Below are 10,152 nucleotides of genomic sequence, written 5' to 3'. Positions count from 1 at the left end.
CTCGTGCTCGTCGCCGTCATCAACACGCGCACGAACCGCCGGGTGAAGGCCATACAGCGCCAAGTTCAGAACGACCACACGACGAACCTTCGCGAAGAACTCGACGAACGCCACGACGAGATAAGCGAGTGGTTCCGCGAGTTCCGCCGCGACATCGGCGGCATGCGCGAAGAGCTACGCGGCGTCCGATCCGTCCAACGCATCGTCCTCGACGACCAGCGCGCGATGTCGGCGCGCATCCACACCATCGAGCAGAGAGGCCCACACCATGACTGAACCGACCACCCGCGCCGAGGCACGCGCGACCGCGACCCCGAACCGGTGGGTGCCGTCGCCGGCCGTCCGAGCATGGCTCTATGGCCTCGTCGCCGCTGCTGTTCCGTTGCTCGTCCTGCTCGGTGTGTTCACGCCCGAGGTCGGCGCGCACGTGCTGAACATCGCGGCCGCGCTGCTCGCAGTCGGCGGGCTAGTTCTCGCCGCGAGGAACACCCCGAAGAGCGGGGACTAGCTGACGGATGCCCGTGAGGATGATCGCCGGCCCGAACGACAAGCCAGCGATCATCCCGGCAAACACCATCCAGCCCTCGGAGAGCGTCGTGTCCTGGAGGTAGCCGGCATTCACCGTGATCAGGAACGCAATCACGTAGACCGCGGCACTGATGCCGAAGATCAGCCAAGCGATAGCTTCAACGGAAGTGACCCGGGCCTCGTGCGTGTCGGTGCTCATGCGGCGATCCTAGCGGCCTCGATCGTCGTCGCCGCCGCGATCCGCCGGCGCGCGTCGTCGTCGAGGTGCAGATAGCGTTGAGTCGTCGCGAGCGATGCATGCCCGAGCATGTCCTGCACGCCCCGCAGGTCGCCGGTCGCCCGGTACGCGGCCGTCGCGCCAGCATGCCGCAGCGAGTGCGGATGCCAGCCCGTCAGCCGCTTGATGATCTTGTGCACCGATTGCGGATGCATGTGTCCGTCCGTCGCGCCGGGGAAGTAATGGCCGCGCGGCTGCTCCCGCTCGAGGCGCTTCAACGTCAACAGCAGGTCGTCGTTCGCGTACACGATGCGTTCCTTATCGCCCTTGCCGAGCACGCGCAGCCGGTCGCCGTCACGGTCGCGCATGTGCAGGCACGTGAGCTCGCTCAGCCGCAGGCACGCATACCGGCCGAGCATGACCAGCGCCCGGTCTCGTGCGCTCGCGCCGCGCAGCGCGTCGGTGATCGCACGGTCAGGCGCGACGCGCGGCATCCGCACCGGGACGCGTATGCCCTCGATCATCGCCATAGGGTCGACGAGCACGTATCGTTTGCCGACCGCCCACCGGTAGAACAGCCGCCATGACGCCAGGATCGAATGCCGCGTGTCCGGCGCTAGGTGCCTCGTCGCACCGAGCGCCGCCTCGATGTGCTCGCCGTCCGCGAGTGTGAGCTGCACTCGCCGGCCGAGCCTGCGCACGTGCTGCAGGCGTAGACGGATCGTCCCGTCCGCGCGTGAGCTGCCGAGCATCCACTGTTCGAAGCGGCTGATGATGTCGTCATTGTGCATATGAGTCATGCCCTCATGTATGCCGGGAACGGCACATGAGGTCTAGGCCGAGAGTGCCGAAGCCGCCGCCACGAGTTCGGCGCTCGTCGGGTATGCGTCCCGCGCGGCCGCGAACGTCATCGCGGCGTACCGCGCCAGCTCGACATCGCCGGCCAGGACGAACTCGGCGACCTGCTGAACGTAGGAGTGCTCCACGTGAATCGGCATCATGCTGCTGTCCTCCAGCTGTCGAGATTGATCACAGGCTTGAAATCGGCAGGTTGTTGGTTCGAGTCCAACTCGGGGAGCAGATGAGAAGAAGGCCCCGTCGAAAGACGGGGCCTTCTTCATTTCCCGACCACCGGACAAGAAGGAAGGCCCCGCCCGTGGGACGGAGCCTTCCTTCAGAACGCGGTGCGCGTCAGCGTGCGACGCCGGCGAGCGATCCGACGACATCGACCAGCGAACTGCCGGTCGCGTCGACCTCGACGATGATGCACTGGATCAGGCGGTCATCCGAGCCGTTCCAGCTCTGCTCCGTCGGCTCGAACCAGGTGTAGTCGAGCGTCGATTCCTCCCAGGCGAGCCCCACGAAGCCGTCGAAAGCGGTCTGGCATCCGTCGACGCCCAGCGGCTCGATGGCCTCGGTGCCGGGGAACTCGCCATCCGCAAGCTCGAACTCGTGGTAGACCTCGTAGGGGTGCGGCTCCGAGCAGGGGACCACCGGCGCACTGGCGGTTTCATCGCCCGTCATGCCGGACTCGGAGAGGCAGTCGCCGACCTGCAGCGCGAAGATGTCGATCTCGGAGCTCTCGGTTACGTTTCCGGCGTCATCGCGCTGCGTATCGGCACCCGCAATCGAATCGAGCATTCCGCAGCCCGTGAGCGAGGCGACGAGAAGGGAAGCGGTGCCGGCCGTCGCCAGGGCACGCCGAATACGGGAGTTGTTCATAGTGGGGATTTTCCTCGGGTAACTGTGAGCGGCGAACGAAGAGCGCCGCTGTCAACCCTATCCCTCGAGGTCGTCGACTCCCGGCAGCCAGCTGGCGCCAGGACGCCCCCAGCCGCGCTTGCGCGCGATCTTCTGCGTCGTCTTCCAATCGCTGTCCGACAGCCGATCGATGTAGAGGATGCCGTCGAGGTGATCGAACTCGTGCTGGAGAATGCGCGCACGCCAGCCATCGACCTCGATCTCCACCGGCTCACCGTCGAGGTCGGTGCCGATCACACGTACACGATCTGAGCGTCGGAGTGCGAAGCGCTCGCCCGGGAAGGACAGGCACCCCTCGGACTCGTCATCCGGATCGGGGGAGCCGGGCTCCGTCGGGATCATCCACAGCGTCGGGTTGATGAGCACGCCCCGCCACGGACGGTCATCATCGTCGACATAGGAGTACGTGAAGATGCGCAGGCCGACACCCACCTGAGGGGCCGCGAGACCCACACCGGGCGCGGCATCCATCGTCTCGTACATGTCGGCGACGAGCTGACGGATCTCATCGTCGATCTCGGCGACGGCAGATGCGGGGGAGTGCAGGACAGGATCGCCCATGATGCGAATCGGAAGAACAGCCACGCCACAACTCTAATGCGCCGCAGACGCCGGGTAAGGTCGTACTGTGAGCGCAGCCGTCGTGATGTCCGTCGAAGAGGTCGGCGATCAGCTGATCGGCGTGTTCCAGAACCCGGCGCTGCTGCTCGGCATCCCGCTGGCACTCGCCGGTGCCGTCTTCATGTCCTTCGGCGCGCAGTACCAGCACCGGGGCGTCACCAAGGTCGAACGACTCAGCGGCGCAGACGGAACGAGCGGGTTAAGCGGGGCTCAGCTGAAGCGTCTGCTGACCCGGCCCTCCTGGATCATCGGCACCCTGATGCTCGGACTGGCGATCGTCTGCCAGCTCGCCGCGATCTCGATGGCGCCGCTCACCGTGGTTCAGCCTCTCGGAGCGATCGCTCTCGTCGTGACGACGTTGCTCAACGCGCACGTCTCCGGTCACGCACCGACGAAACGCTCGCTCACCGCCCTCATCGCCTGCGTGGGCGGCATATTCGTCTTCGTCGCCGTGGCGGCGCTCTACGCCGTCGAGAGACCGATCGCCGACACAGAGCTTCTCACGATCCTCGCGATCCTCCTCGTCGTGATCATCGTGCTCGGAGGGGGCTGGCTGGTGCTTCGACACCGCATGCGCGCACTCTTCTACGTGATCGGTGCCGGCATCCTCTACGGATTCGTCGCCACGCTCGCCAAGGCCATCATCAAAAGGTTCCAGGCGGGCGAGTTCGACTGGATCATGATCGTGTGCGTCATCGCCCTGATCGCCGCCAGCGCGGTCGGCGCCTACTTCGTGCAGACGGCCTACAGCTCAGGTCCGCCAGACCTCGTCATCGCCGGTCTCACGGTCGTCGACCCGCTCGTCGCGGTTCTCATCGGAGCAGTCATCCTCGGCGAGACGTCCGCCGCGCCGCCCTGGGCGCTCGTCGTCTTCGGCGTGACGGGGGCCGTCGCGATCTGGGGAGTCATCAGCCTCGCGCGCTACCACCCGCAGGTGATCAACGAGAGCCAGGAACTCGGAATCGTCCGCGGAAGCACGACCGCCGCGGAAACGCCGATGGGATCCGAAACCATCTCGCCGGTTGCGGACCCCATCGACGAAGACGATCAGTAAGCGGGATCGATGAGGTCTTCCGAGACCTCGGAAGCGGCTGCCTGATCCACGAAGAAGACCGTGCGCTTACGCCCCTTCGCCCCGGCAGCCGGCACATTCGTGTAGCTTGCGCCGGCCAGGGCGAGGCCCAGCGCCGAGGCCTTGTCGGCGCCCGTGAGCACCAACCAGACGCGCTTGGACGAATTGATCACCGGGCGGGTGAGCGTCACACGCTCCGCCGGAGGCTTGGGCGAATTGCGAACCGGAAGCGTCGCAGCATCCGTTTCTGTCACCTCGGTGCGGTCCGGGAACAGCGAAGCGATGTGACCATCCGGGCCGACGCCGAGGAAGCACACGGCGAACGACGGCCACGGGTGCTCCTCCGAGCCGAATCGCTCGAGTTCGGCCGCATAGGCTGCGGACGCCTCATCGAGCGTCAGACCGCTGTCCGACGCCGGGATCTCATGCACGTTCTCTGCGGGTACCGGGATATGGTCCAGCAGCGCGGCGCGAGACTGGCCGGCGTTGCGATCGGCGTCAGCCGCCGGGACGAAGCGCTCATCCCCCCACCAGAAGTGCACGAGCGACCAGTCGATCTTCTCGGACTTCGGGTGCTCAGCGACAGCGCGCAGCACCGCCGAGCCCATCGACCCGCCCGTCAGGGCGATATGGGCGATACGCCCGTTGCGCGTACGGGCCCGGACTCGGGTGAGGAAACGATCCGCGACGCGGGATGCGACATCCGCCGGCGTCTGTTCGACGACGACGACCTTCTCGGAGGAAGAGTTCGTGCTCATAGCGCTCAGGCCGTCTTTTCCGGAAGGCCGAGCTTCTCCAAGCCGTCGGTGATCACTCGCCCGTACAGCAGATCGGCGTCGAGACGGCGCAGCTCTTCGGCCAGGCACTCGCGCAGCGTTCGGCGGGGGAGATGCAGCTCGTGGTCGGGCTGACCGGGCTGGGTCAGGACTGCGACGCTCGTCTCCGGGCGCTCCAGCAGGATGTCTCCGCTGGCGCGGGTCAGACGAACGGACTTGATGCCCGCCTCCCAGTGCTCCGGGTCCTCGTAGTGCCAGACCACCGGCACGTCGAAAGCCAGTCGCAGCCAGGCGGCGAGAAGAGCCGTCGAAGGAGAAGCGGCGGCACCGAGCACCTCGACCGCCGTTACCGGTTCGTACGGCGGCTGATCGAGAACCGCGGCGAGCTGCTCACGCCAGTGAGTCAGACGTGTCCAAGCGAGATCCGTGTCTCCCGGCGCGTGCTCCGCGCCCAGGAGGGCCAGACGATCCCGGACATCGGTCGCGGTCGCGGCATCCGTGATCCGTCGCTGAGCGATGCGCCCGAGAGGCGACGAAGCCGGGTTCGACGGTGCCTCTTCCGGCCACCAGGCGACGACCGGAGCATCCGGAAGCAACAGCCCCGTCACGAGGCTCTCCTCATTGCTGGCCGCATCGCCATAGGCGTGCAACACCACGACCTCGCTCGCACCGGCGTCGCCGCCGACACGGATCTGTGCGTCGAGGTGAGCTTCGCCCTCGCCGGTGGTGACGACGATGACGCGCATCGGGTGCTCGCGCGACGCATCGTTGGCCGCGTCGATGGCCGCCTCGGCGACACCGTTGCGCGCTGAGATGACCAGTGTCAGCACACGACCGAGGGCGACGGCGCCGCCCTCCTCGCGCACCTTGACGAGCTGCTTGGCGACCTGGCTGACAGTCGTATCGGGAAGGTCGATGATCACGGGCGTCTCCAGACTCGTCCGTCGCGGGCCAGGAGGTCGTCGGCGGATGCCGGCCCCCAGGATCCCGGTGCATACTGCTCGAGCGGTCCGCCCTCGGCGGCCCAGTACTGCTCGACAGGGTCGAGGATCTTCCAGCTGAGCTCGACCTCCTCATGGCGGGGGAACAGCGGCGGGTCGCCGAGGAGGACATCGAGGATGAGGCGCTCATAGGCCTCGGGGCTCGCCTCGGTGAAGGCGTGGCCGTAACCGAAGTCCATCGTGACGTCGCGCACGTTCGTTCCCGCACCGGGAACCTTCGAGCCGAACCGGATCGTGACGCCCTCATCGGGCTGCACGCGGATGACCAGGGCGTTCTGTCCGAGCTCGGCAGCGTTCGTTCGACCGAAGAGGTGCTCGGGCGCGCGTTTGAAGACCACAGCGATCTCCGTCACGCGACGCCCCAGACGCTTTCCGCTGCGCAGGTAGAACGGCACACCCGCCCATCGGCGGTTCGCGATCTCGAGCTTGATCGCCGCATACGTCTCGGTGACCGATTCGGGGTTCATGCCGTCTTCGCCGAGGAAACCATCGACCTGCTGGCCGCCCTGCCAACCGCCCGCGTACTGACCGCGTGCGGTCGCGAGGGAGAGGTCGTCGGGAAGGCGGACGGCGGCGAGCACCTTCTCCTTCTCGGCACGCAGCTGATCCGCCTCGAGGCTGATCGGCTCCTCCATCGCGGTGAGCGCCAGCAGTTGCAGCAGGTGGTTCTGGATGACGTCGCGCGCCGCGCCGATGCCATCGTAGTAACCTGCACGACCGCCCACGCCGATGTCCTCGGCCATGGTGATCTGCACGTGGTCGACGTAGTTGCGGTTCCAGATCGGCTCGTAGAGCTCGTTCGCGAAGCGCAGCGCCAGAATGTTCTGGACCGTCTCCTTGCCGAGGTAGTGGTCGATGCGGAAGATCGAGTCCGCCGGGAACGCCACCTCGAGAGCTTCGTTGAGCGCCCGTGCAGACTCGAGGTCGTGGCCGAACGGCTTCTCGATCACAACGCGGCGCCACTCGTCGTCGCTGCGCTCATCGCCCACGAGACCGGAGTCCTTGAGCTGCTTGGCCACGAGCGGGAACGCCTTCGGCGGGATCGACAGGTAGTACGCGTGGTTGCCCATCGTTCCGCGTTCGATGTCGAGCTTCTCGACGGTCTCGCGCAGCTTCGCGAAGGACTCCGGGTTGTCGAACTCGCCGGATACGAAACGGATGCCCTGGAGCAGCTGCTGCCAGGTCTCCTCGCGGAATTCGGTGCGCGCGTGCTCCTTGACGGCCTCATAAACCACCTGGGCGAAGTCCTGGTCCTCCCAGTCGCGTCGGGCGAATCCGACGAGGGCGAAGCCGGGAGGGAGCAGGCCGCGATTGGCGAGGTCGTACACCGCGGGCATGAGCTTCTTGCGCGAGAGATCGCCGGTGACGCCGAAGATCACGAGGGCGCTGGGCCCCGCGATCCGGTTCAGGCGACGATCATCGGGATCGCGCAGCGGGTTGTGGCCGCGGGAAACGGGAACGGTCATCAGGGTGCTGTTCTCCTACTGACTACTTCTGGGCTGCTTCGAAGAGCGCGAGCACATCGGCCGAGTCATCCGTGATCGTCAGGGTGACGACGGGACGACCGTGATCGGCCAGCACACCGGCATCGCCGGCGGCCTGTGCCTGGATGAGCTGGCCGAAGGAGAAGGGACGGTCGGGGATCTCGAGGTCGACGTCGGTGCGCTCCAGGATCTGCAGGAACACGCCCTGCGCCGGTCCGCCCTTGTGGTACTGGCCGGTGGAGTGAAGGAACCGAGGGCCCCAGCCGAATGTGGTGGGGCGGCCCGAGTCTGCGGCGACGAGTTCCCGGAGGCCCTGCAGCTGCTCCAGATCGAGACGGTTCACATAAGCCTGGATCGACACGTAGCCGTCTTCGGGCAGTTCTGCCCACAGGGCGTCCAGAACCGCTTCGACGTCGCCGGAACTCGCGAGAGCCGGGTTCGAGACGCGCACCTCGATGCCGTTCTGAACGAAGGCGGGTTCGGTCGGCTCGGGACGGGCATCGAGAAGACCGCGTGCGGCGATCTTCGCGGACTCGACGTCGGGCTGGTCGAACGGGTTGATGCCCAGCAGGTGGCCGGCGATGACGGTCGCGTATTCCCAGACGATGAAGTTCGCGCCCAGGGATCCGCTGACGAGGATCTCGCCCTGGTGGCGCTCTGTCATGTGGAACTGGTGGGCGTTGTCGACGAGACGGACGATCTGCAGATCGGCGGGCAGCGTGTCGAGCTCGGGCGAGACGGGGAGCATGACGACCGGGAGGATGCCGGTGCCGTCCTTGCCGGTGGATTCGGCGATGAGCTGCTCGATCCAATCCGGCAGCCCCTGAATGTGGGTGCCATCGGTGACCAGTCCGAGCTTGTCGCGGCGCGGACTCGTGGCGGCGATGGCTGCACCCAGGCGCAAGGCCGGGTTATCGGCTGCGTCGACGGCGACCTGCAGGAGCGTCGCCTCCGCCTCATCCAGAAGCTCCGCGATGTCGACGCCGGCGAGGCCACTGGGAACGAGACCGAAGGCGGTGAGGGCCGAATAGCGTCCGCCGACGTTCGGGTCGGCGTTGAAAACCCGGTACCCATCGGCGCGAGCCGCGGCATCCATGGGAGAGCCCGGGTCCGTCACGATCACGATGCGCTCGGTCGGATCGATGCCGATGTCCTGGAAGGCTGCAGCGAAGGTGCGCTTCTGGGAGTCTGTTTCGACCGTGGAACCGGACTTCGAGGAGACGACCAGCACGGTCTCGGCGAGGCCCTCATCGAGAGCCGCCAGGACCTGCCCGGGAGCCGTCGAGTCGAGGATCGTCAGGGGAACGCCCGCGGTCTGGCTGATGACCTCGGGAGCCAGGGACGAGCCGCCCATGCCGGCCAGCACCACGCGACGAACGCCCTTCGCACGCAGTTCATCGCGCAGCGCAATGATCTCGGGGACGAGCGGGCGCGAGACGGAGACCGCCTCGACCCAGCCGAGGCGCTTGGACGCCTCTTCCTCAGCGGCCTCTCCCCACAGGGTGGCGTCGAACGCGGTGATGCGGGAGGCGACCATATCGGCGACGAGGCGCGGGACGACCTCGTCGATCGCGACGCGTGCCGCACCGGAGGCGTGCAGAGAGAACGTCATCGCTGGGCCTCGAGACCCTCGGTGACCTGGGCGAGCAGGTCGTGCCAGGAATCGATGAACTTCTTCACGCCCTCGTCCTCGAGCACCTGGGTGACGTCGGCGAAGTCGATGCCGACCTCGCCGAGACCGGCGAAGACCTCGCGGGCCTCCTCGTAGCCGCCGGTGATCGTGTCGCCCGTGACGACGCCGTGGTCGAAGGTCGCCTCGAGCGTCTTCTCTGGCATCGTGTTCACCACGCCGGGGGCGACGAGCTCGGTGACGTAGAGGGTGTCGGGCAGCGCCGGGTCTTTGACACCGGTCGAAGCCCAGAGCGGACGCTGCGCGTTGGCACCGGCTTCGAGCAGCGCCTTGGCGCGATCGGTGGCGAAGCTCTGCTCGAACAACTCGTAAGCGAGGCGGGCGTTCGCCAGGCCGGCCTTGCTCTTCAGAGCGAGGGCCTTCTCCGAACCGATCGCCGTGAGGCGGTTGTCGGTCTCTGTGTCGACGCGCGAGACGAAGAACGAGGCGACGGAGTGGATCGTCGACAGGTCGATGCCGGCGGCCTTCGCGGTCTCGAGGCCCGCGAGGAACGCCGCGATGACCTCGGCATAGCGCTCGAGGCTGAAGATCAGGGTCACATTGACGCTGATGCCGGCGCCGATCGCCTGGGCGATGGCGGGCAGGCCGGCCTTCGTCGCGGGGATCTTGACCAGCAGGTTCGGACGGTCGATCTTCTCCCAGAGCTGCTTGGCTTGTGCGACCGTGCCCTCCGTGTCGTGGGCGAGGTCGGGGGAGACCTCGATCGAGACGCGGCCGTCGACGTGGTTCGACGCCTCCCAGACGGGCCGGAACACGTCGAGGGCTGCGGCGACGTCCTGAGTCGTGGCGGCGAAGACGGCGTCTTCCGCCGATGCTCCGGATGCTGCGAGCTCGGTGACCTGCGCGTCGTAAGACGTGTCGTTCTTATCGGTGATCGCGTTGGCGAAGATCGTCGGGTTGGTCGTGACACCCGAGATGTTGCGCGACTGGATCAGCTCGGCGATGTTGCCCGAGTTGATGCGGGTGCGCGAGAGGTCGTCGAGCCAGATGCTGACGCCGGCG

General features: G+C 66.9%; 12 protein-coding genes and 1 pseudogene. 3 read left to right on the top strand and 10 right to left on the bottom strand.

The features are described 5' to 3' along the window. Positions 1-276 (top strand): annotated as a pseudogene (locus tag Q0Z66_RS11065) (hypothetical protein); the annotation flags it as partial. Continuing rightward, entirely contained in the window at positions 269-508 is a 240-nt protein-coding gene (locus tag Q0Z66_RS11060) for a hypothetical protein (RefSeq protein WP_298041085.1), read from the top strand. The pseudogene Q0Z66_RS11065 and the gene Q0Z66_RS11060, both read left to right, overlap by 8 nt. Here Q0Z66_RS11060 and Q0Z66_RS11055 read toward each other — a convergent pair. The 5 genes from Q0Z66_RS11055 to def form a co-directional block, all read right to left on the bottom strand. Then, positions 467-727, bottom strand: coding sequence for a hypothetical protein (locus Q0Z66_RS11055; RefSeq protein ID WP_298041084.1), 261 nt, complete (start codon positions 725-727; stop codon positions 467-469). The two genes, Q0Z66_RS11060 and Q0Z66_RS11055, sit on opposite strands and share 42 nt — an antisense overlap. After that, entirely contained in the window at positions 724-1,545 is an 822-nt protein-coding gene (locus Q0Z66_RS11050) for a tyrosine-type recombinase/integrase (RefSeq protein ID WP_298041082.1), read from the bottom strand. The genes Q0Z66_RS11055 and Q0Z66_RS11050 overlap by 4 nt, the downstream gene beginning before the upstream one ends. A 33-nt stretch (positions 1,546-1,578) precedes the next feature. Next, positions 1,579-1,746, bottom strand: coding sequence for a hypothetical protein (locus tag Q0Z66_RS11045; protein WP_298041080.1), 168 nt, complete (start codon positions 1,744-1,746; stop codon positions 1,579-1,581). A 190-nt stretch (positions 1,747-1,936) separates the two neighbouring features. Next, positions 1,937-2,467: a septum formation family protein gene (locus tag Q0Z66_RS11040; RefSeq protein WP_298041079.1), complete on the bottom strand. Its 531-nt coding sequence runs from the start codon at positions 2,465-2,467 to the stop codon at positions 1,937-1,939. A gap of 57 nt (positions 2,468-2,524) precedes the next feature. Beyond that, positions 2,525-3,091: a peptide deformylase gene (gene def / locus Q0Z66_RS11035; RefSeq protein ID WP_298041077.1), complete on the bottom strand. Its 567-nt coding sequence runs from the start codon at positions 3,089-3,091 to the stop codon at positions 2,525-2,527. A gap of 61 nt (positions 3,092-3,152) precedes the next feature. Between def and Q0Z66_RS11030 the strand changes: the two genes are divergently transcribed. Beyond that, positions 3,153-4,181 carry a DMT family transporter gene (locus tag Q0Z66_RS11030; RefSeq protein ID WP_298041088.1) on the top strand — a complete coding sequence of 343 codons (1,029 nt, stop codon included), beginning with the start codon at positions 3,153-3,155 and terminating at the stop codon, positions 4,179-4,181. Here Q0Z66_RS11030 and pgl read toward each other — a convergent pair. The 5 genes from pgl to tal form a co-directional block, all read right to left on the bottom strand. Next, the gene (gene pgl / locus Q0Z66_RS11025) at positions 4,175-4,957 is read right to left on the bottom strand and encodes a 6-phosphogluconolactonase (protein WP_298041074.1); all 783 of its coding nucleotides are present in this window, start codon (positions 4,955-4,957) and stop codon (positions 4,175-4,177) included. The genes Q0Z66_RS11030 and pgl overlap by 7 nt on opposite strands. 5 nt (positions 4,958-4,962) lie before the next feature. Then, complete coding sequence (locus Q0Z66_RS11020; protein WP_298041072.1) at positions 4,963-5,898, bottom strand: glucose-6-phosphate dehydrogenase assembly protein OpcA; 936 nt, start codon at positions 5,896-5,898, stop codon at positions 4,963-4,965. Beyond that, complete coding sequence (gene zwf / locus Q0Z66_RS11015; RefSeq protein ID WP_298041070.1) at positions 5,895-7,442, bottom strand: glucose-6-phosphate dehydrogenase; 1,548 nt, start codon at positions 7,440-7,442, stop codon at positions 5,895-5,897. Before zwf ends, Q0Z66_RS11020 begins: the two co-directional genes overlap by 4 nt. Before the next feature lie 22 nt (positions 7,443-7,464). Further along, on the bottom strand, positions 7,465-9,072 hold the full coding sequence (locus Q0Z66_RS11010) for a glucose-6-phosphate isomerase (RefSeq protein ID WP_298041068.1): 1,608 nt from the start codon (positions 9,070-9,072) through the stop codon (positions 7,465-7,467). Continuing rightward, a partial coding sequence (gene tal / locus Q0Z66_RS11005) for a transaldolase (RefSeq protein ID WP_298041067.1) occupies positions 9,069-10,152 on the bottom strand: 1,084 nt, incomplete at its 5' end. The genes tal and Q0Z66_RS11010, both read right to left, overlap by 4 nt.

It is taken from the genome of uncultured Microbacterium sp., assembly GCF_947632095.1.
GTDB lineage: Bacteria > Actinomycetota > Actinomycetes > Actinomycetales > Microbacteriaceae > Microbacterium.
Note: the sequence above shows the minus strand (reverse complement) of the source record. Positions and strands in the feature narration are given on the sequence as shown.